Below are 22,674 nucleotides of genomic sequence, written 5' to 3' on the forward strand. Positions count from 1 at the left end.
ATGGGGAGGTTCAGTATGTTAAATAAAGCGTTAATCGAAGAAGTTTTACAAGCAGCATTAGAAACTGGTGGCGACTTTTCAGAAGTTTTTGTGGAAGATCTTTATTCTAATCATATGAGCTTACGAAGTGGACGACTGGAACAAAGCTTATCTGGTCGTGATTTTGGTGTAGGTATTCGTATTTTTAAAGGATTGCAAAGTGTATATGCTTATACAAACGATTTTTCTAAAGAAGGATTATTAAAAGCTGCAAGAACAGCGGCAGAAGCAATTCAAACTGCAACGGATGAAAAGACACTTATCTTGCCACTTGTAAAAGAAAAAATTCAAACAATAAACCCAATTAAATTCATGCCAAACACTATAGAAAAATCTCGTAAACTGGCAGTGATGAAACAGGCGAATGAAATTGCGAAAAATTATCATGAAGAAATATCACAAGTAATGATACGTTTACTTGATGAAGAGCAAAATGTACTGATTGCAAATTCAGAAGGTAAATTTGTTGAAGACCAAAGGGTGCGTAGTCGCTTAGCCATTGCAGCAGTAGCAACCGACGGCAATGATATGCAAAGCGGATTCTACGGACCAGGAGCTCACGCGGGTTTTGAGTTTATTGAAAATCTCGACTTAAACCATTATGCGAAGGAAGCAGCACGCATGGCAGTGACGATGCTTCATGCAGATCCTGCGCCAAGTGGAAAATTTCCAGTTATCATTGATAATGAATTTGGTGGGGTTATTTTCCATGAAGCATGTGGTCATGGCTTAGAAGCAACGTCTGTTGCAAAGAACAGTTCTGTTTTTGCAAATAAAGTTGGTAAAAAAGTAGCTTCTGATCTCGTTACATATATTGATGATGGTACACTTGCGAATGAATGGGGTTCCATCAATATTGATGACGAGGGAGAAAAGTCTCGTAAAAATGTGCTTATTGAAAATGGTATTTTAAAAGGATACATGATTGATAAATTAAATGGTAGAAGAATGAATATGGAGTCGACGGGTTCTAGTCGTCGTGAGTCTTATAAATTTGCTCCGACATCTCGGATGACTAATACGTATATTGCACCAGGTAAATCAACACCAGAAGAGATTATTGCCAACACGGAACATGGTATTTATGCAAAATATATGGGTGGTGGTTCTGTAAATACAGCAACAGGTGATTATAACTTTGCGGTAGAAGAGGCGTATCTTGTAAAAAATGGAAAAATTGATAAGCCATTACGTGGGGCAACATTAATTGGAAATGGTGCTACAACTATTCAACATGTAGACATGGTGGCAAACAACTTAGGCCATGGAGCAGGAATGTGCGGTGCTTCTAGTGGTAGTTTGCCAGTTAACGTTGGGCAACCGACATTGCGCGTAAGTGAAATTACAGTTGGCGGAAGGGAGGCATAAGAAATGGATATTTTAAAATTTAAAGAACAAGTATTTGTGGAAGGGGAGAAACTTGGCTTTTCTGCTTTAGAGGTTTATTATGAAAAGTCGGACAGTTTTTCTTGTAACATATATAAAGGTGAAATCGATAAATATGAGTCATCAACAGTAAATGGTGTTTCTGTTCGAGGATTTTACAAAGGAAAGATGGGGTATGCATATACGGAAAAACTAGACGAAGAATCGATTACCTTTCTATTAACCAATGCAAAAGAAAATGCTCTCTTAATTGAGGAAGAAGGAGAAAAGTTATTTACTGAAAAGGCAACCTATATGGAAAAGGACTTTTATTCTCCAGCCATAGAGGATGTGACGACAGAAGAAAAAATCTCCTTTTTAAAAGAAGTCGAGAAAAAAATATTGGCATACGACAAACGAGTTGTCCAAGCAAACCATGTTTCGTTGCGTGATGAAATATCCGAAAAGGCACTATTCCATCATGATGGTTTAGCTTTACAAGATCGGAATAATTTTCTTTATGTGATGTTTTCTGTAATGGTGAAAGACGGGGAAGAAGTGAAATCGGGATTTCACTTTAAAGTAACAAAAGATTTTCATACGTTAAATAGTGATGAACTTGCGAAGGAAACGGTGGAGAAAGCTTTAGGGTTCTTAGGTGGGAAGACTTATCCGAATAAAAATTATCCTGTTATTTTGAAAAATAGTGCAGCAGCACAATTACTTGCAACATTCACTTCAGCCTTTTCAGCGGATGCTGTTCAAAAAGGGCAATCTCGTCTGAAGGATAAAATTGGGGAGCAAATTGCTGCAAGCTGTGTCACACTTGTGGATAATCCATTTTTGGAAGATGGAATGGGTAGTGGCACATTTGATTCTGAAGGGGTTCCAACTAAAAAACATGCCATCGTGGAAAATGGTCAATTAAAAACATATTTCCATAATTTAAAAACTGCTGAAAAAGATGGTGTCCAATCAACTGGACATGGGTATAAGCCATCTTATAAAGGTACAATCGGCGTGAGCCCTTCCAACTTTTTTGTTGAAAAGTCAGATGAAAGTTACGAAAGCTTGTACAGTGAGCTTGAAGAAGGTGTCATTATTACCGATTTGGCAGGGCTTCATTCAGGTGCAAACCAGATTTCTGGTGATTTTTCACTTGCTGCAGAAGGTTATTTTGTAAAAGAAGGCAAGATAGTTGGTCCGACAAATCAAATGACAGTCGCAGGAAACTTTTTTGATCTATTAAAGGATGTGGAGAAGGTAGGTCGTGATTTAGAGTTTTCGCCAATGGGTGGATATATTGGGTCACCTTCACTGAAAATAAAAAGTTTAGCCGTAACGGTAGATTAAACATCGGATATATCCATCGTAAAGGGATAACCACAAGTTACCCGTACTGTTAACCGGGTTTCTCAAACGGCAAAAAACTTGCTGAATAGAATCATTTCACATGAAAAAAAGCAGAGCAATTTATAATGAATTGCTCTGCTTTTTGGTGTATATTACGTCAAGTGGGATATGAATAAATAATCAATAGTTAGCTACTGCACTTATTTGTTTACTTCAACAACATGACGTACTTTTTTTTGTACATATAGGAGACGAGACAATAAGGCAATTGCACCACTAAATAATCCCGCAATAATTCCGACCCAATAGCCAAAAGGTTCTAGTGCAGTATAATTAGCCAAAATATACCCTAAAGGTAAACCAACAGCCCAAAAAGACACGAGTGAAGTAATGAGTGTGACATTCACATCTTTATATGCGCGAAGCACACCTTGAATTGGTGCTCCAATTGCATCAGCAAATTGATAGAAAATTGCATAATAGATAAATTGCTTTGTTAATGCAACAACCTCTGGATTGGTGTTATACAGTCTCGCAACAGAGTCATCAAATACATAAAGGATAATTCCAGCAAAAATTGCAATAATTAATCCGCTGTAAATTCCGATTACACTGTAAACCTTAGCATCATGGTGGCGCTTTGCCCCGACTTCAAAAGCAACTGTAATTGTAAGTGCCATGCCGATACTAAGTGGCAGCATATATAAAAGGGATGCAAAATTCATGGCTGCTTGGTGTGCAGCAATTGTATATGTGCTATATACACTCATTAATAGCGTAACAGCAGAAAAGATACTCGTTTCAAAAAAAATAGACAGTCCAATTGGGACACCAATTTTTAATTGTTCCCACCATGCGGTAACTTGTGGTTTTACAAAGTTTGCAAATATACGATATGGCTTGAATGGTGAAACGCGAATGACAATGATAATTGCTAATATGCAAACAATCCAATACGTGATGGCAGTGGCAATACCGGCACCTACTCCACCGAATGCTGGAACTCCAAGTTTTCCAAAAATAAAGATATAGTTAAATACAATGTTGATTGGTAGTGATATTAAAATGATAAACATAGAAATACGCGTTTTTCCAAGTGCATCAATAAAGCAGCGTAGTGTATTAAAAATAAATAATGGGATAATTCCCGTGATGAGAGTAATTAAATAATATTTTGCGACGTGTCGTACTTCGGCTTCTAGGTCCATCATGTTCAAAATCGGATTTAATGTAAACATGCCGATAATTAAAATAATAAAAGCTAAGATAACGGACAAATAGATTGCCTGTTGAACACGGTTAGGAACTTCATCAGTATTTTTTGCCCCTGTTAATTGAGCGATAATGGGAGTAATTGCAAGTAAAATGCCGTTTACCCCTGTGAATATAGGAACCCACAAACTAGAGCCAATTGCAACTCCAGCAAGATCAATAGCAGCCACTCGTCCAGACATAATAGTATCGAAAAAATTCATTAAATACATACTTACTTGTGTAATTAAAATTGGAACTAAAATAAATGAAAACAATTTTAGCTTTTCTCTAAATGTTGTTGTTACGTACATAAAACTCTTCCTTCTTCATTATTTTGCCTCAAGTTTCTGTTCTAAATGAAACCTTCTATATTATACTAGTAAATGGAGGAATAAAGCTAATAGGACAATAGAAGTTTTACTGTAAAAGAAAATAGAGATAATGGGAATTTCCTAAAATATAAGTTTGATAGTAAACGATTTACGTGGACTCGTTGATCTTTAAAATGTAATAAAAATAGAAACGTGGTCACATCGGACTGTTCTATGCTATGGAGTTTGTGTCTATACTAAAAATGGTTAGGATTCTTCATAAGATATTCATGTGAAGTTCATCTGTGCTTAATTAAGAAAGTTTCACATGAAAAATAATGGATTTTATGATAAAGTTTATGATTGATAAAAAGTGCACGATATAAAGTGAATAACAGCGATAGAGGGGAAAATTATAGTCATGAAAAAAAGAAGCATATTATTTACCGGCGGTGGAACTGCTGGCCATGTGATTGTAAATATGGCGTTAATCCCAATTTTTCAAAAAGAAGGATGGGAGATAAATTATATTGGTTCGCATAATGGAATCGAACGAAAATTAATAGAGGAGTTAGAAAATGTAACATATTATCCGATTAGTACCGGGAAATTACGTAGGTATATGTCGATTGAAAATATGAAAGATCCATTCAGAGTATTAAAAGGTACAATGCAAGCATGGCGGATCATTGGAAAAAGAAAGCCGGATGTCATCTTTTCAAAAGGTGGATTCGTATCTGTTCCAGTAGTGTTAGCAGCGAAACTACGTGGTGTCCCAGCCCTTATTCATGAGTCAGACTACACACCAGGACTCGCTAATAAAATTGCTTTCCCTTTTGCCAAAAAAGTGTTGGCAACATTTAATGAGACGATGCAATATTTACCTGAAAAGAAGGCGGAGTTTGTTGGTGCAGTTATTCGGGATGAGCTGTTTCAGGGGGATCCCGTTAAAGGTCGGGCAACATGCGGATTTCACCAAGAAAAACCTGTGTTGCTTATTATGGGTGGTAGTGGTGGATCTGAAAACATAAATCGTGCTGTTCGTGAAAGTTTAGATGACTTATTAGCAGTATTCCAAATAGTTCATATTTGTGGTCATGGAAAAACTGACGAATCAATGAACCAAAAAGGGTATGTGCAATTTGAATATGTAAACGAAGGATTGAATGATTTATTTGCAATCACTGATTTTGTTTTATCCCGTGCTGGTGCAAATGCGATATTTGAATTTTTAGCATTACGTATGCCGATGCTATTAATACCTTTATCAAAAGCTGCAAGTAGAGGGGACCAAATTTTAAATGCGCGGTCTTTTAAAGAAAAAGGTTATGCAAATGTATTAGAGGAAGAGAAAGTAACAAAAGATTCACTTGTAGAAGAATTGTTAAAGTTAAAAAATGATGAAGCTACCATTAAAAAAGCAATGGAGTCGTATAAAAGTGAAGATGCACGTGATCATGTGATGAGATTGATTAAGGATTTTGCGAAAAGCTAATATATAATATTAATCTTATCGCTGGATAACTGGCATTATTACCTCCACTTTAAGAAATAGAGGGAATTTCAGGCTGATAAGCGGGCATCAGTAAAGAGTAAAAGTCAGATTCGTTCAACTTACAACCAGTAGGAGGAAGTACAAAAACTCCTACTGGTTGAAGTTTCACTTTGTGCTATTTGTGGGTCTAACTACACACTAAGGAGTTCTTACTTAAGCTTGTCGGGGTCTGACCAGGCCCTTCAGCTTTTCCTTATAAACGGCCACCAGTTTGCTTTACCAAATAGTCTTACCATGACTGGAATAAATAAAGGCAGCATAATAAATGCGTATAAGAATAGGCCTGTTATAACTACCGTAGCAATTTGTAAAATTGATAATACACCTGATGGGAGCATTGCTGAGAATGTACCACCGAGAATAACAGCTGCTGAAATAATAACCGTTCCCATATTTTTCATAGCGGACAGTAATGCTACTTTCATGTCACCGTTACGATATTCATTAAAACGGTCCATTAGGAAAATACTGTAGTCGATACCAAGCGCCATTAAGATAACAAACGCGAAGAATGGAACTGCCCATGTTAATCCATCGTGACCACCAATTGTTACAAAAATAAATTCAGCAAATGCCATTGACGTAAAATATGTTACGAGCAAAGAGCCAATTAAATAAAGTGGCATCGTGATTGATTTTAGTAATATAACTAAAATAATGAAGATACCGATAATCATTAGAATGGCTGTACGGGAATAATCTTCATCCGAAACTTTTTGCAAGTCGTTATTCGTACTTGTTACACCACCAAGTTTTGGTGTGCTATTTTCAAATGTAGTTCCTTGTTTTACGTCATCAACTTTTTGCGAAATTTGATCCATAAGTTTAATTGCTGTGGTTGAATATGGATTAATATCAAGTACGACATCAAGTTTTGTAATTGTTTTATCATCAGATAAATATGGTTTAATACCTTCGATGAAATCCTCGTTTTCTAGTGCTTCATCGGGAATAACGACGATTGGATTCGTGGTGTCTATATCAAATTCGCCGAGATAGTTTTTTACCTCATTTAATCCGTCATGTATTTGACTTAGACCGACTGAACTAGCACTTAAGCCATCACTTAATTCAGTGAGTTGGTCTTGCATCTCGGAAAATGCTGTTTTCAATTCTTTTTGTCCGCCATATATTTGCGCTAGGCCTTCTTGTAAGCTAGGTAAACTTCCTGCAACTTGACCTTGCCCATTGGCTGCCTCGTTTAAGCCCCCTTGTAGTTCATCTATGCCGGAAATAAGCTGGCCAATTCCATTTGCAAGTTCTTCTTGACCAGAAATAGTCGTAGCAAAGTTCTTGTTTAGTTCATTTAAAGGAACAACGACTTCAGTTTTTAATTGTGTTGTTACATCTCCAAGTTTTCCAACCTGTTTTGTAATTGTATCGAGTTGTTTTTTTAGTTCTGTAACTCCTTTTATAGAACCGCTAATTTGAGCGTGAGCAGTTTGGTAAGCGGTCATATATGCTTGATTAGTTTGTAAGCTTGGATCAGAATCGATGGCTTTTTTATGAACGAATTCAACGTTTTCTATTGCGCCTTCTAGCGTAGCGATTAGTTGATCTAATTCCTCGGTATTACCTAGTTTGTCAAAGTTTACATCAATATTTCCGAATCCCTCTAAACCTTTTGTAATTGCCTTGTAGCCACCAAGTAACTGCTTGTTTCCTGTAATAGTTTTATCTAAGTTCGTTTTTATTGTTTGTAGATTTTTCTTTACTTCTCCAGCGCCAGCTGAACCTGCTTGGATACCTTTCTGAATTTCGGTTAGCGCACTTTTGAGATCGCCAATGCCTTCTTTTGCATCATTTGTACCAGACATGAGCTGATTCACGCCATCTTTTGCTTCGTCAAGCTGTGGATTAGATTTTTCTAGTTCAGTAGCAGCTTCATGTAGCCCCATCTGAATTTCTTTTAGTCCATCAGCACTTTTGCCAATCCCATCCGCTAATAGCTCAGTTTGATTATCCATGAGGAAATCTTCAATGACCTCTCCTGCAGGGCGGGTAGCACTACGCACTTCTTTGACGCCTTTCATTTTTGCTATTTCAGCAGATATCTTTTCAATATCTTGAAAGTCCTTTGTACGTTCCATTTTATTATTAGTTTTTAGAACAACGGAAGTAGGCATTGTTTGCCCAGGTCCAAAACTATCTGCTACAGCGTTAAAGCCTTTAACTGAATCATAATTATCACCAATTTCTGCCAACGAGTCATATGATTTGCTAGCATCATAAGTTAAGAGTGTGGGTAAGGTAATGACTAAAATTATCACAATTGCGATGATTGGTCGTGTCCAAGCATAATGTCCTGCAGCACCCCAAATTTTACTTTCCTTATGTTCAACCTGCTTATTAAATGGCCAAAATATTTTTTTGCCCAATACAGCAAGGAAAAATGGTACAAGTGTTAATAATGCAAGAAGCACAACTGCTACACCAACTGCTACAGCAACAGCAGATTGATAGAGAGAGAATGTAGACAATCCGATTGTTGAAAAACCGATTAAGACAGCTAGTGATGCATAAATAATGGTTTTCCCTGCCCCTTGATAAGTTGCAATTACAGCTTCTTTAACTGAGTCAGTTTCGGTAAGTTCCTCTTTAAATCTACTAATGATTAGTATGCAATAATCAGTCCCAATTCCAAACATAACTGCAACCATAAATATTTGTGTAAACGTAGAAAGAGGGAAGTCTACTGTATCGGCTAAAATAGAAACGATTCCTTGTGCTGCAAGATAGCTAATCCCGACCGTTAATAATGGAATAAATGGTGCGACAACTGAACGGAATACAGCAAATAAAATGATAAGAATGAGCCCTACTGTAATAATCTCTGTTTTTTTCAATCCTTCTTCTGAGTTTGTAATGATGTCTTGGTTTATATATTCTTCTCCAGTTAGGAAGTGTTGCACTTCAATATCTTTCAAGACAGAGTTAATTTTAGCTTTAGATTCTTCAATGTCCTGATTTTTAAATGAAACATCGAACGGAACAATAATCGTTTTACCATCTTCTGCAACAGTTTGTGATGCAATGGCAGGGTCATCACGGAAATCTAAAATGTTTGTTACAGCTAATTCTTTGTTGTTGTTTTTTAAAGCATCAATGGCTGATTCAACTTCAGCTCTTTGGTTACCTGTCATTTTTTTATCTTCATGGAAAACGAGAACAGCACCATGGGTATGTTCATCGTATTCGGTTGACATTTTCTTTAGTAATTTGCTGGCTTCCATAGAGGCTGAACCTTCTGGTGCACTAATTTGCCCTTTTTCACGAACGAGTTCTTGTAAGTTTGGTGCAAAAATAAATAAACCTACTGCAATAATGATCCAAATTACTGCGACAGTCCACCGTAAACGAATAATTTGCTTCATACATGTTCCCCTTTCTCTTCGTTTAAAATTTCCCTTTAATTTCGTTTGTCATAGTCTTCCATTAATAATGCAAGTCTTTCTAAAGCTTCGATAAAGGTGAGTATTTCCTCATTAGAAAAGTGCCCGAGTAATGGTTCAAGGACTGTATATAATTCTTTTTCTGTATACTGAACAAGTTCAGAACCTTTCTCGGTAATATGTAAATAGACATTACGTCTATCACTTTCATCACGTGTTCTATAAACAAGCCCCTTGTTCACTAATCGGTTCACTTGATTTGTAACGGCGCTTTTGCCAACGCCAAATGCATGGGAAATTTCAGTGCTTGTGCATTGATCATGTTGTTGAATATATTGTAAAGTGGCAAATTGATCTGTCGTAATATCGGAGTGAACTTTTTCTTTCATAATGTGATTGACACCACGAAATACAGTATTCATCGCCACTTGATACCGATCTGCTAATACTTTAAGTTCCATTTATCATTTCACCTCCATGGGGAAAGTAGTTTAATTCGTGAATAGTTCACGGGATGAATCAATTTTAACATAAAGAATGGAATAGGTGTAAAGAAAAGAATGTCGTGTATTTACAGAAATAATGTTTACATGGACGCTATTTTGGGTAATCAATTATTGGAATATTTAGAAGGAAAGTTGGGGTATATCAGGAGAGTTTATTTAGAAAGAAATGTTAGAAATAGATGAAATTACGAGAATATCATTCTATTATGACATATTAATGAATTATATCCACGCTAGGACGATTAATCGCGTTATACCTTGAGATATAGCCAATTATTCGATTTGCGAAATAAAAGCCTGTTCGATAGCATTAATAAGGTATGGTTTGATTGCTTGGTTATCTTCCTAACATTACTACTTCATATTTGCTGTTGTTATTTCCACACTGTCAAATTCAAAAGAATTTATTTTTAACTTTGTATGAATTGGTTGAAGGATAGCTTATATTTAAGCTCAGGATCGTACTGTTTCGGAATGTGCATTGCCGTTAGTAAAAGGGGATGAAAAACCATTAAACGGATTTCTGTGCTCATTTTTAGTAGAAAACGACATTATTTCAAAAAAGGGGAGTTATATTAGTTTATGAGAAAACTTACAATGATTATTTTTTCAACATTGCTTATTTTTCTTGCAGCTTGTAGTTCGGATGCGGACGGAAAGTTGGATAAAATTATATTTGCGGATGCAGGGTGGGATAGTATTCGTGTGCATAATTTTATTGCAGGGAAAATTATTGAAGAAGGATTCGGATATGATACAGATGTTACAGCAGGGTCAACAGCAGCAACTGTCCAAGGATTACGTGAAGGCGACATTAATGTCTACATGGAAATTTGGACCGATAATATAAAGGAAGTTTATGAAGAGGCAATTGATAGTGGAGATATTGTGAGGACATCTACGAACTTTGCGGATAATGACCAAGGGTTATACGTACCTACATATGTGATAGAAGGAGATCCTGAACGTGGCATTGAGCCAATGGCGCCAGATTTACGTACAGTGGAAGATTTGAAAAAATATCCTGATATTTTCCCAGATCCTGAAAAGCCAGGTAGAGGTCGTATTATTAATGGTCCAAGTGGATGGGCTGTTGAAGAAACAATAACACAAAAATTTGAAACATATGGTTTGGGAGAAACAATGGAGAATTTTATCCCAGGATCAGACTCTGCGGCTGTTGCAGATCTAGTAAAAGCTTATGAAAGTGGAAAAGCATGGGTAGGATACTATTGGTCTCCGACATGGGTTACAGCGAAATATGATTTAACATTATTGGAAGAGCCAGCATTTGACCAGGAGATTTGGGATGAAAATCGTGGTACTACATTCCCACCGAATGATGTAGTCGTTGCTGTTCATAAAGATATGCCAGAACAAGCACCAGAGGTAGTTGAGTTTCTAGAAAAATATGAAACTAGTAATGATTTAACAGAGGAAGCTTTAAATTATATGGAAGAACATGATGCATCTGCAGAAGAAGCAGCTATTTGGTGGATGAAAGAGCATGAAGATGTCTGGACAGCATGGGTTTCAGATGATATTGCTGAAAAAGTTAAGGACACATTGAAATAAAATATAAAGTGAGATAGGCGGCTGACCTTCAGCGGTTAGCTGCTTATGTATCTACTATTCAGAGAGTAGTATAAGAAATTGGTGCAACATTTATAAAAAAGCTTACTTTATGTGTCAAAAAAATTTAATAAGAGAGGTGAAAGGACTGCGATTCGCAGTCTGCCTATGGGGAGTTTTCCTGATATATCAACGAATATAGGAGAATATGTAAAAGATTTTGTTGGATTTTTAGATCGTTCACTAGAAGGGTTTTTTCAATTTATATTTTTTATAACTTCTCGAATGATTAATAGTATTGATGATTTTTTAGTATGGTTACCATGGTGGTTGTTTATTTTAATTATTATTGGATTAGGATGGTATTTTAAATCGATTTGGTCAGGATTGTTATTTGGAGTTTTTATTTTTCTAATTGGAACGTTTGGATTATGGGAAGATATGATGACAACGATTGCGATTATAACTTTTGCAGTCATTATTTGTTTGATTATTGGTATTCCACTTGGAGTTTGGATGGCATTTAGTAAAGGATTTTCAAGTGTCATGCGCCCATTACTAGATGCGATGCAGACAATGCCAAGTTTTGTTTATTTGATTCCCGCGATATTTTTCTTCGGACTTGGTAACGTGTCAGCTATTTTTGCGACGTTAATCTATGCATTGCCTCCTGTTATTCGTCTTACAGAATTAGCTATTCGTGGTGTTGACAAAGAAGTAGTCGAATCTGCTTTATCATTTGGTTCATCAAAATTTCAAATGCTTCGTAAAGTACAATTGCCACAAGCAATGCCGACCATTATGACTGGAGTTAACCAAACGACAATGATGGCATTGGCAATGGTTGTTATTGCTTCCATGGTAGGTGCGAAAGGATTAGGAGAACAAGTTCTTGTTTCAATAAATCGTATTGATATCGCGCTAGGCTTTGAGGCTGGTATTAGTATCGTATTTTTGGCAATTATTATTGATCGGATAACAAATGGAATCGCAGGTAAATTTCAACGAGTGAAGGGGGAGTTGGAATGACAACGCAAATAAGATTAGAACATGTTTCAAAGATTTTTGGTTCAAAACCGAAATCTGTTATTCCGTTAATTAAAGATGGAAAAACGAAAGAGGAAATACTAGCAAAGACAAACCATACCGTTGGTGTTTATGATGCTTCTTTTCATATTAATAAAGGTGAGATTTTTGTAATAATGGGTTTATCTGGTAGTGGGAAATCAACACTTATTCGCTGTTTTAACTTATTGAATAAACCGACTGCAGGCGCAATTTATATAGATGACGAGAATATTGTACAGTATAATCAAACAGAGCTAAAAAAAATCCGCCAAGAAAAAATAGCAATGGTATTTCAGCATTTTGGCTTATTTAGTCATCGAACAATTTTGGAAAATGTGGAATATGGATTAGAAATTCGTAATATTGACAAAGTGAAACGTCGTAAGATAGCTTTGGAGAATATCGAAATTGTTGGTTTAAAGGGTTATGAAGATAAATATCCTGATGAATTATCAGGTGGTATGCAACAGCGTGTAGGATTGGCGCGTGCACTTGCAAATGATCCTGATATATTGCTCATGGATGAGCCATTTAGTGCCCTTGATCCACTTATTCGTCGTGAAATGCAGTTAGAACTTCTTGATATTCAAGAGCGTTTACAAAAAACAATTGTCTTTATTACGCATGATGTGAATGAAGCATTCAAGCTTGGTGACCGTGTTGCTGTAATGAAAGATGGCCATGTTGTGCAAGTTGGTACGCCAGAGGAAATTATTGAGCAACCAGCAAACGATTATATTTCTGAGTTTATCAAAGATATTGATCGCTCAAAGGTGTTTAAAGCAGAACATATCATGATTAAACCAAATGCATTAGTTTCAACAAAAGATGGTTTAAATGTTGCGATAAAGGAAATGGAGCAAAATGGGATTTCAAGTGTGTTTGCTGTAGATCGAAGTCGAAAAATCCAAGGAATATTAACAATTGATGATGCAATTAAAGGTATTAAGGAAAAGAAATCTCTTGAAGATGTGTTGTGTCAAGATTATATGGTGGTAGACAAAGAGGAATATATTAATGATTTAATTCCAAAAGCGTTAGAGTCTAAATATCCATTAGCGGTTGTGAATGAAGATGAACGATTAATTGGCTTTATTTTACGCGTACATGTCTTATCGGGCCTCGTATCAGATGATGTTAGTGAAAGTGATATTTATCATGGGTATCCGCTACATTACGAAAATGGCTTAACTGCTTTAATATAATAAACAAGGAAGACAGCCTATGTTCGTTAGAGGCTGTCTTTTAATTATTGGCATATGGTGAAAAATTGATGGAAATGTGATATTGTGAAAAGCTTTATAGAAAGATCCCGCGGTTTGTCCGAAAATTATCAGATGGGTGGATTTCATGAAATGCATAAGTACGCATCGTTAAAATTTGGAAAGCGTAGTATACTCCTTAATACGTTTCACCATGACGGATGATATTCACGTCAAAATTGTAATCTACGTTGATATTAGGGTACTTTGCACGCCATTGTTTATCAGTTAATTCACCTTTACGATATACTTTACGATATTCTGTACCAAAACCTAATGGATCGACATTTAGTTCTTTGAAATAAGTTAATAGCCTTTTGTATCTTTGCTGAAGGCGCTTCTCAATTTCCTTTTCTATTAAATGCAATGTTTCGTTGTCGGATAGATCCAATTCCTCTAATATTTCCAAAAGCACTAACTTAGCTTTTAAATTAATTCTAAAGCGAAGTTGTTCCTTATCGATTACTTCGATATCCCCCTTGCTTTTTAAAATCATGAAAGATACGTAAAGTTTCTCACTATCCAGATTGCGATGTTTTATTTTATTTTTAAATGGTTCAGCAGGTATCGTAAACTCAATCATTACATCTTTTAGTTTATTATTAATTAAATTTATCATTGTTTTATTCTCAATTGGTATTTGACCAACAAATTTATCATTTTTTAGTAAACCGATATGTGTAATTTTTGGTATGCCACCTTCACTATCAAAGGAAAAGACAGGAAGGACGGGGTCAATTCCAACATCGTTTAATATTCGTGTAAACGATACAAGTGTAGTTTTTGGGAATAGTGATTCTTGATTTGAATTTTGCTCAATAACACCATGTAAATATTGTCCGATATTTACGGAAATACCTTGGTATTGTAAATTAATAATATCCTTTGCCTTTTTATCACTTATTGCTAGGTAGAGCGTATCAGGTGTATTCGGATCGCGACTAATCATATCGATATATGGCGTTAGGCCTTGCTTGGCTAACTCTTTTTCATATAATTCAACTTGAATTTTACCTTCATCTAATAAAAAATTTGTTTCATAGTTGGCGTTTACCATGGCACCTTTAAAAGTATGTCCTTTACCGGTGACAACTTTCGCTATTTCTTGTGATTGAGATTCAAATTGAAAAATAACTAATGAGGTTTCAATTTTATCATCTTCTGCTTTATCAGTACCTCTTGCGATAATCACACCTAAATCTTCTATTTGACGACTTTCAAGACATGCCGTGAGAAGTAATAATGTAGATAATAATGTTAGTTTAAGGAGTCTCATTTTTTGTTCCCCCTTATTTTATTTTTCAATAAAACAATTGGTAATAATATAAAAGGATAGACGAAAATAAGCCAAAAGCCAATTTTTGCTACGTAATCGGTAACTTTTAAAATAATATAATCGTATTTCAAAAAGCTCACGATTAATAATAAGATGATAGAGACGCCATATACTGCCATTTTTAAATTGATTGCAAACACACGGTGTAATCCTTGACTAATCATCCACGTAAGAAGTACACAAGTTGGTAAGACAACCATCATCCAAAGCATAACGACGATAAAATCTAATCGTTCAGCAAATGGTAGGGAAACACTTTTAAATGCAGTTAAAAAAGGCCATTCAACGACAGTTACTCTTTTTAAACTAAAATAACCGATAATAATTACTGCTGATGCTAAAGTGATAATAGAAGAATATAGTACACCTAAGTAAGTCGGTAATTTTATATGCTTTTTATTATCAATAAAAGGATATATTAAAAGGATAAACTCAAAGCCAAGTAAGGTGTAAGTAGATTTTTGTGCCCCTTTTAATAATTCTGGAAAGGAGGCTTGAAACATCGGGAAGAAATGGTCCCACTCAATTCTCTGAATAGGATCATATAAAAATAATAACACCCCCTGCGTAAGAAAAAAGAAAATTACACATGTGCCAACAGTAGCTCGTAAACCGCCACTAACACTATAAACGATCAAAGTGATGATGAGTAACCCAATGATAAATGGGGACAACGTTGGGTAAAGGAAAATATTGACAACTTCTAAATAGGTTAATAATACAGATATGATACTAAGCATAAAATAGGCGATATAAATGGAGCCTATTAATTTACCTAGCCATTTTCCAAATATATCGATGTGAATGCCAAATATATCTGCATTTTTATACTGTTTTAAAATAAAAAACATGATGGTTAAATTGAGCATTATTGCTACAGTGGCGATTATAATTGATAGCCATGCATCTTGTTTTACTACTTGAAAGACGTAAGCTGGGCCTCCCAAAATTCCTACACCTAACTGAACCGTCGCCATGATAAAAAAAATGTAAGAGGCTCGAATGGTGGCATTTTTATTAACTGTAAGATTAACGTCCAAATTCCCTCACCTACTCATCGACATCATGTTTTTCTTCTGCTTCTTTACTCCCATATCGAAACATAAATTTAGGTCGATATGATTTTGCACGTTTGCCATCAACGTTTGGTGGTGTACGATAAAACACTTTATTAAAATCACTTATTTGTAATGGATATAGCGGTGTCAAAAAAGGGCGTCCCATTGACGTTAACCGGACGAGATGAATGACTAAAAAACATAACCCAAACATCAGTCCAACTAGGCCAAAAAATCCAGATAAGAGGATTAATGGAAAACGTACAATGCGAATGGTTGTGCCCATTAAGTAGTCTGGTGTTGTAAAAGAAGCCAATGCACTCATTGCTACAACAATTATTAAAATATTACTCGTTAAACCAGCTTCAACAGCAGCCTGACCAATTACAATACCACCGACAATCCCCATTGTTTGTCCAACTTTTGTTGGGAGTCTTGCCCCGGCTTCACGAAGAAACTCAATTAATAATTCTAAAATCAATGCTTCGATTAGCGGTGGAAATGGTACTGCGGCTCTTGATTGCCCAATTGAAACGAGTAATTCGACAGGTAATATGTTGGACTGATACGTAATAATAGCAACGTACAATGGCGTTACCACGATGGAAAAAAAGACAGCTATAAATCGTAATAGACGTAAAAATGTACCAGCTTGCCAACGCATATATAAATCTTCTGTAGATTCAAGAAGACTAAAAAAAGTTGTCGGCCCGGTAAATCCTGTTGGGCTATTTTCTACAAGAACACCAACTTTACCTTTTGTAATTGCATATGTAAAACGGTCAGGTAATTCCGTAGTATCAAACTGTGGGAATAAGTTCAGTTGGTCATCCTCTATGTATTGAGTAAGAACAAAAGCATCTTCTATTTCACCAACGTCTAAGTCTTGTAATCGCTGCCGCATCGTATTTACATCAGCTTCATTCGCAATTGATTTCATATAAACGAGTCTAACTTCTCTTGGAACTGTTTTTCCAATGTGTAATTCTTCCATGACAAGATCTGTAGAGCGAATCCGCCAACGGACGATATTCATATTAGTATTAATAGACTCTGTAAATGCAATTTTAGGGCCAACTACGAGTGATTCAGTTTCAGCTTCAGCTAATCCTCTTTTTTCCTTTTCAAGTAGTAGATAAGTGATAGCTTCTGGATCATCTTCTACATATACAACTACGGTTCCATACGTAATCATTTCTAGAATATGTTCAAAAGAGTTCAATTTTTGGCTAGACTCAATCGGAATGTTATTTGCTATGGAATTTGCGGTCCAGCTCTCTTTCATTTGTAAAAGAGGTTGCAATAAAGACTGATCTATTTTATCTGAATTCACCACAGTTGCAATAAAGAAAACTGCAATTTTTTTTCCTTGTTTTTCATATGTTGTAAAAGATAAATCATCCTTGTTCATTTCGAAATGGGACTGTAATATTTTTTTTAATTCATCTATTTTAATTGGGAAAATTTCTTTGCCTTGTTTGGTTGCACGCCTTCTTATCACAGTTGGAGCCTCCACGAAAAAAGAATCATAATGGTAGTATGTGACAATGCGGGAAGAATATGTGTGGGAAAATGAAGAAGGGGTAGACCCTTTTGGAATCTGCCCCCTCTAAACTTTAATCTTGTCTTGTAACAACATCTACTTTTCCAGTGGCTGGATCAATGACAAGCCCATGAACTTTCACATAGCTCGGAAGCAATGGATGGTTTCGAATAATATTTACACTTTGCATAACAGATTCTTCTACTGTTTCAAAGCCGTGAAATTCTTCGTGGAAATTGATACCGCCATTTTCTAATGTTTTAATTATTTGTTCGTCAATTCCTTTTTCTATCATCTTGTTTGTAAAACTTTTGGGGTCAATATGAGACATACCACAATCATGGTGACCGATTACAGTTACTTCCTCTGCTTGTAGCTCATAAATTGCAACAAGAATACTTTTTACCATTGTATCAAAAGGTTTCCGAATAATCGCCCCGGCATTTTTCAACATCTTAACATCGCCATTATGGATGTTTAATGCTCTAGGGAGAAGTTCCACTAAACGTGACTCCATACAGGTAAAAACGACCATTCGTTTGTTCGGGATACTGTCCGTTTTGTACGGCTCGTACTTTTTGTCGGCAACAAACTGTTTGTTAAAAGCTAGCATTTCATCTAAACGCATTCATATCGTCTCCTACTAGTGTGAATTTTTATGTTTTATAAGTATAACAGTTTTTCCAATCATAGGAAAAGCTTAAATAGCCTAATGGAATAGAGCATGTGTCATTACCAGAGATTGTGCGGTTACTATCGTTATACCTATTTGTTGGGAAGGTTACTGACACAAGAGAACCGTCCCCATGTTTCACCCATGTTTCAGTGTTTCAAAAATAGTTGTTGACTTTTAAAATTTCAAATAATATAATTATCAATAATGAGTAGGAGAAGGGAGGTCATGATGATGATGAAAGTGTTTAAGGATCAGGTATTTACTAACAATTCAATATTTATTGTGACCTCCTATCGGGTTTTTTAGGTTTAATTTCTATACAGTTTATGGGTTCTGATTGTAACGATTGATGCAATGGAATACATTTAACAAAAGAGAAATGGTCACAGCTTGTCTGTGCTTTTTTTGTGAACATTTTTGTTTTTGTTTGATCGCATACGCATAGACGTGTGCTTTTTTTATTTGATAAAAACGAATCATATTCGTTTGGGAGGAGTTATGAACATGTAAAAAAGGGTTGATGACCTGCTTGTAATAGTTTGAAAAAGGTTAAATAAATTTTACCAATAGAGAGAAGAGAAGGTGAATGCATGTTCCAAGTTTTTAAAAAGTTAGATTGGTTTTTTAAGCATTATTGGAAGCGATATTTATTTGCAATTATTGCATTAATCTGTGCAAGTACCTTAGCACTAATTCCACCGAAATTTGTTGGTTTTGTGATAGATCAGATTCAATTTGAAACATTAACGACGCGAATTTTAGTCATGCTTATATCAGCTTATGTTGTATTAGCGCTTATGCATTATATCATTTCCTTTTTATGGGATTATACATTGTTTGGTGGAGCGGTCATTTTAGAAAGATGGATTCGTAGTAAGTTAATGGGCCATTATTTGAAAATGACGCCAACATTTTTTGGAAAGTTTAAAACAGGAGATCTAATGGCAAGGAGCACAAATGATCTAAAGGCAATCGCATTAACAGCTGGATTTGGTGTATTAACACTTGTTGATTCAAGTATTTTTATGCTAATGATTATTGCAGTGATGGGTTTTACAATTAGTTGGAAGTTAACACTCGCAGCGTTAATCCCGCTTCCTATTATGGCGATTGTGATGAATAAGTATGGTGCGGCGATTCATGCTCGTTTTACAAAAGCACAGGCAGCTTTTGGTGATTTAAATAATGAAGTATTGGAGTCCATTCGTGGTGTACGCGTTATCCGTGCTTTTGTGCAGGAGAAACAAGATGAACAGCGATTTGCTCAGATGACAGAAGATGTTTATGAGAAAAATATGGCGGTTGCGAAAATCGATGCATTATTCGAGCCGACGATGAAAATTCTTGTAGGCATGTCCTATACGATTGGCTTAGGATACGGCGCTATGCTCGTATTTAACAATATCATTACACTAGGTGAACTAGTTAGTTTTAACGTTTATTTAGGAATGCTCATTTGGCCGATGTTTGCTGTAGGAGAATTAATTAATATTTTACAGCGCGGAAATGCGTCATTAGATCGTGTTCATGAAATTCTCGACTATCAGCCAGATGTTAAAAGTCCAAAACAACCGAAACAATTAAAAACGGTTGACCAAATAGATTTCAACCGCATTTCTTTTAAATATCCAACAAGTAGCATGATACGAATGGAAGACTTTTCGCTACAAGTTAAAAAAGGAGAAACAATTGGGATTGTAGGAAAAACTGGTGCGGGTAAGACGACACTATTTAAATTGATGCTACGACAATATCCGGGGATGGATGGTTCCATTTCATTTGGAAATGTGAACATTAATAACCTGGATTTACAAAAATTACGGGAGTTTATAGGATATGTCCCTCAAGATCAAATATTATTTTCTAAAACAATACGTGAAAATATCCAGTTTGGAAAAGCTGATGCAACGGATGAAGAAATTTACCGTGTGATGGAATTAGCACACTTTTTAGATGACATGAAACAATTACCAAAAGGGCTTGATACACAAGTTGGTGAGAGCGGTGTCACTTTATCAGGGGGACAAAAACAACGGGTTGCATTGGCACGTGCGTTTATTAAGAAGCCAGAAATTTTAATCTTGGATGATTCGATGTCAGCGGTGGATGGAAAAACAGAATCAAAAATTTTGGAACATTTACGAAAGGAACGTAAAAATAAAACGACATTTATAGCTGCGCATCGGATGTCTGCTGTTATGCATGCCGATCAAATAATTGTATTAGCGGATGGTAAAATTGTTGAACATGGTACCCACGATTCATTAGTGCAACAAGGTGGTTGGTATAAAGAACAATACGAGTTACAACAGCTGCAGCATGAGGAGGGGATTTCCTAATGAAAGGGTCAACAGAAAAAAGATTGTTTCAATATGCGCTGAAATTTAAACGCGGGATCATGATTGGAATTATTTGTTTAATGATTGCAACAACGTTAGAACTTGCAGGTCCGTTAATTGCCAAAAAGGTAATTGATGAGCATATTGTTGGCATTGAAGGTATTTGGCAAGAGGTTCCGGAAGAGATAGATCGTTACACTGTATCATATCAAGGTAGCTTTTATAAGCGTGCAGATAGAGTAAAAGAAGATGAAGAGAAATTAGGAACAGCAACATTACTTCAAGTTGGAAAAAGTTATTACTTTGTAAATGATGATGTACCACTAAAAGGGAAACGATCAGTTCAAAACGGCATGATATCGATAGTAACATCTGATACAAGGGCTACGTTTCAAGCTGTTAAGATGGACCTAAAGGAATTATATCCGTTTTTTCAACCAGAACAACGCCCAATTCTCTTACTATTAGGACTGTATGTTTTGCTCCTAATAATCGCTGGAGTTTTCCAATTTTATCAAACTTTTAGCTTACAAAAAGCTTCAAATCAAATTGTTAAAAAGATGCGGAATGATATATTTTCCCATACACATACAGTACCAATTAATTATTTTGTAGATCAACCTGCTGGAAGAATAGTTGCACGAGTTACCAATGATACAGAAGCAATCCGCGACTTATATGAACGGGTTCTATCTATTATCATTACAAGTGCTATCTATATGCTAGGGATTTTCGTTGCACTATTTATTTTAGACGCAAAATTAGCGGCATTTTGCTTATTAGTTATTCCACTTATTTTAGGATGGATGAAAGTATATAAATATTTCGGTTCAAAATATAATAAAGTCATTCGTGCTACAGTTAGTGAAATTAATGGGAATATAAATGAAGCAATTCAAGGAATGCCGATTATTCAAGCATTTCGTCGTGAAAAGAAAACAAATGACGATTTTGAAGTATTAAATAAACGTCATTTTACGTATCAAAGAAAATTAATTAAACTGAGTGCATTAACATCTTATAATCTCGTTACATTTTTTAGAAATATGACATTTGTTGTTTTCATTTGGTATTTTGGTTCGCAGTCTTTGGAACCTAGTGGAATTATTTCAATCGGTATGCTTTATGCATTTGTCGATTATTTAACGAGACTTTTTGAACCGGTGACAGATATTGTGAATCAACTACCATTACTTGAACAGGCGCGTGTAGCAGGTGGGAGAGTGTTTGAGTTAATGGATCATGAAGGGGAAGAAATGAATCATACGTTGATTCCACGATATAATGGGGCACTAGCTTTTCAAAATGTGACATTTTCATATAATAATGAAGATATTGTACTAAAAAATATAACGTTTCAAGTAGAAGCTGGACAGACGGCAGCATTTGTCGGTCATACTGGTTCTGGTAAAAGTTCGATTATGAATTTGCTTTTTCGCTTTTATGATCCGCAATATGGAACGATTACGATTGATGGGCAAGATACTTTAGGTTGGTCACGCCAACAAGTAAGAAGTCATATGGGAATTGTTTTACAAGATCCGTTTTTATTTTCCGGAACAATCATTTCGAATGTGACAATGAATGATTCTAAGATATCTCGTGAACAAGCAATTCATGCATTAAAGGCTGTTGGAGCTGAGCGTTTTATTGAAAAACTTCCCCATTCCTTTGATGAACCAGTGACAGAAGGTGGAACGACTTTTTCACTAGGAGAAAGACAACTCATATCTTTTGCGCGTGCATTAGCTTTTGACCCTGCAATTCTAATATTGGATGAAGCAACCGCAAATATCGATACAGAAACAGAAAGTATAATCCAAAGTGCATTAGACGTGTTGAAAAAGGGACGAACGACACTCGTTATCGCACATCGATTATCTACGATTCAGCAAGCAGACACGATTTTTGTGTTGGAACATGGTAAAATCAAAGAAAGTGGAAATCATGAACATTTATTATCGCAAAAGGGAATTTATTATCAAATGTATCAAATGCAGCTAGGGAAGACAGCACACGTTAGTTAAATTGATAAAGTGTGGTGA

Annotated in this window: 15 protein-coding genes; 8 read left to right on the top strand and 7 right to left on the bottom strand. The window is 35.7% G+C overall.

Features of this window, described 5'->3' with window-relative positions; all coding sequences use genetic code 11:
• The first annotated feature begins 15 nt into the window (after window positions 1–15).
• Both ACFFIS_RS07415 and ACFFIS_RS07420 read left to right on the top strand, forming a co-directional pair.
• Entirely contained in the window at window positions 16–1,407 is a 1,392-nt protein-coding gene (locus ACFFIS_RS07415; protein ID WP_320378561.1) for a TldD/PmbA family protein, read from the top strand.
• Window positions 1,408–1,410: 3 nt separating this feature from the next.
• Window positions 1,411–2,757 (top strand): TldD/PmbA family protein, encoded by a 1,347-nt coding sequence (locus ACFFIS_RS07420; protein WP_390186815.1) that lies wholly within the window; start codon window positions 1,411–1,413, stop codon window positions 2,755–2,757.
• Between the two features lie 200 nt (window positions 2,758–2,957).
• Here ACFFIS_RS07420 and ACFFIS_RS07425 read toward each other — a convergent pair whose 3' ends face one another.
• The gene (locus tag ACFFIS_RS07425; protein WP_390186817.1) at window positions 2,958–4,322 is read right to left on the bottom strand and encodes an MATE family efflux transporter; all 1,365 of its coding nucleotides are present in this window, start codon (window positions 4,320–4,322) and stop codon (window positions 2,958–2,960) included.
• A 421-nt stretch (window positions 4,323–4,743) separates the two neighbouring features.
• Here ACFFIS_RS07425 and murG point away from each other — a divergent pair, with 421 nt between their 5' ends.
• Entirely contained in the window at window positions 4,744–5,817 is a 1,074-nt protein-coding gene (gene murG, locus ACFFIS_RS07430; RefSeq protein ID WP_390186818.1) for an undecaprenyldiphospho-muramoylpentapeptide beta-N-acetylglucosaminyltransferase, read from the top strand.
• A gap of 242 nt (window positions 5,818–6,059) precedes the next feature.
• Here the strand turns inward: murG and ACFFIS_RS07435 are convergent, their stop codons facing one another.
• Both ACFFIS_RS07435 and ACFFIS_RS07440 read right to left on the bottom strand, forming a co-directional pair.
• Window positions 6,060–9,251, bottom strand: coding sequence for an MMPL family transporter (locus tag ACFFIS_RS07435; protein WP_390186819.1), 3,192 nt, complete (start codon window positions 9,249–9,251; stop codon window positions 6,060–6,062).
• Between the two features lie 35 nt (window positions 9,252–9,286).
• Window positions 9,287–9,730 carry a MarR family winged helix-turn-helix transcriptional regulator gene (locus ACFFIS_RS07440; RefSeq protein ID WP_320378563.1) on the bottom strand — a complete coding sequence of 148 codons (444 nt, stop codon included), beginning with the start codon at window positions 9,728–9,730 and terminating at the stop codon, window positions 9,287–9,289.
• A gap of 627 nt (window positions 9,731–10,357) precedes the next feature.
• On the opposite strand from ACFFIS_RS07440, the gene ACFFIS_RS07445 reads away from it, so the two are divergent.
• The 3 genes from ACFFIS_RS07445 to ACFFIS_RS07455 all read left to right on the top strand — a co-directional run bounded on the left by ACFFIS_RS07445 (window position 10,358) and on the right by ACFFIS_RS07455 (window position 13,620).
• Complete coding sequence (locus ACFFIS_RS07445; protein WP_390186820.1) at window positions 10,358–11,350, top strand: ABC transporter substrate-binding protein; 993 nt, start codon at window positions 10,358–10,360, stop codon at window positions 11,348–11,350.
• A gap of 165 nt (window positions 11,351–11,515) precedes the next feature.
• Entirely contained in the window at window positions 11,516–12,376 is an 861-nt protein-coding gene (locus tag ACFFIS_RS07450; protein ID WP_320378564.1) for an ABC transporter permease, read from the top strand.
• A complete protein-coding gene (locus ACFFIS_RS07455; RefSeq protein ID WP_390186821.1) occupies window positions 12,373–13,620 on the top strand; it encodes a quaternary amine ABC transporter ATP-binding protein in 1,248 nt (415 codons plus the stop codon). Before ACFFIS_RS07450 ends, ACFFIS_RS07455 begins: the two co-directional genes overlap by 4 nt.
• 196 nt (window positions 13,621–13,816) lie before the next feature.
• Here the strand turns inward: ACFFIS_RS07455 and ACFFIS_RS07460 are convergent, their stop codons facing one another.
• The 4 genes from ACFFIS_RS07460 to ACFFIS_RS07475 form a co-directional block, all read right to left on the bottom strand.
• Entirely contained in the window at window positions 13,817–14,953 is a 1,137-nt protein-coding gene (locus tag ACFFIS_RS07460) for a Ger(x)C family spore germination protein (RefSeq protein ID WP_320378565.1), read from the bottom strand.
• Entirely contained in the window at window positions 14,950–16,053 is a 1,104-nt protein-coding gene (locus ACFFIS_RS07465) for a GerAB/ArcD/ProY family transporter (RefSeq protein WP_390186823.1), read from the bottom strand. The genes ACFFIS_RS07460 and ACFFIS_RS07465 overlap by 4 nt, the downstream gene beginning before the upstream one ends.
• Window positions 16,054–16,063: 10 nt before the next feature.
• Window positions 16,064–17,572 carry a spore germination protein gene (locus ACFFIS_RS07470; RefSeq protein ID WP_390186825.1) on the bottom strand — a complete coding sequence of 503 codons (1,509 nt, stop codon included), beginning with the start codon at window positions 17,570–17,572 and terminating at the stop codon, window positions 16,064–16,066.
• Window positions 17,573–17,687: 115 nt separating this feature from the next.
• Window positions 17,688–18,242 (bottom strand): beta-class carbonic anhydrase, encoded by a 555-nt coding sequence (locus ACFFIS_RS07475; protein WP_320378570.1) that lies wholly within the window; start codon window positions 18,240–18,242, stop codon window positions 17,688–17,690.
• Window positions 18,243–18,880: 638 nt separating this feature from the next.
• On the opposite strand from ACFFIS_RS07475, the gene ACFFIS_RS07480 reads away from it, so the two are divergent.
• Together ACFFIS_RS07480 and ACFFIS_RS07485 are read left to right on the top strand one after the other, a co-directional pair.
• On the top strand, window positions 18,881–20,629 hold the full coding sequence (locus ACFFIS_RS07480; protein ID WP_320378571.1) for an ABC transporter ATP-binding protein: 1,749 nt from the start codon (window positions 18,881–18,883) through the stop codon (window positions 20,627–20,629).
• Window positions 20,629–22,656 carry an ABC transporter ATP-binding protein gene (locus ACFFIS_RS07485; protein ID WP_390186827.1) on the top strand — a complete coding sequence of 676 codons (2,028 nt, stop codon included), beginning with the start codon at window positions 20,629–20,631 and terminating at the stop codon, window positions 22,654–22,656. The genes ACFFIS_RS07480 and ACFFIS_RS07485 overlap by 1 nt, the downstream gene beginning before the upstream one ends.
• The last annotated feature ends 18 nt before the right edge of the window (window positions 22,657–22,674 follow it).

The sequence above is a fragment of the Paracerasibacillus soli genome (assembly GCF_042432965.1).
Classification (GTDB): Bacteria; Bacillota; Bacilli; order Bacillales; family Amphibacillaceae; genus Paracerasibacillus; species Paracerasibacillus soli.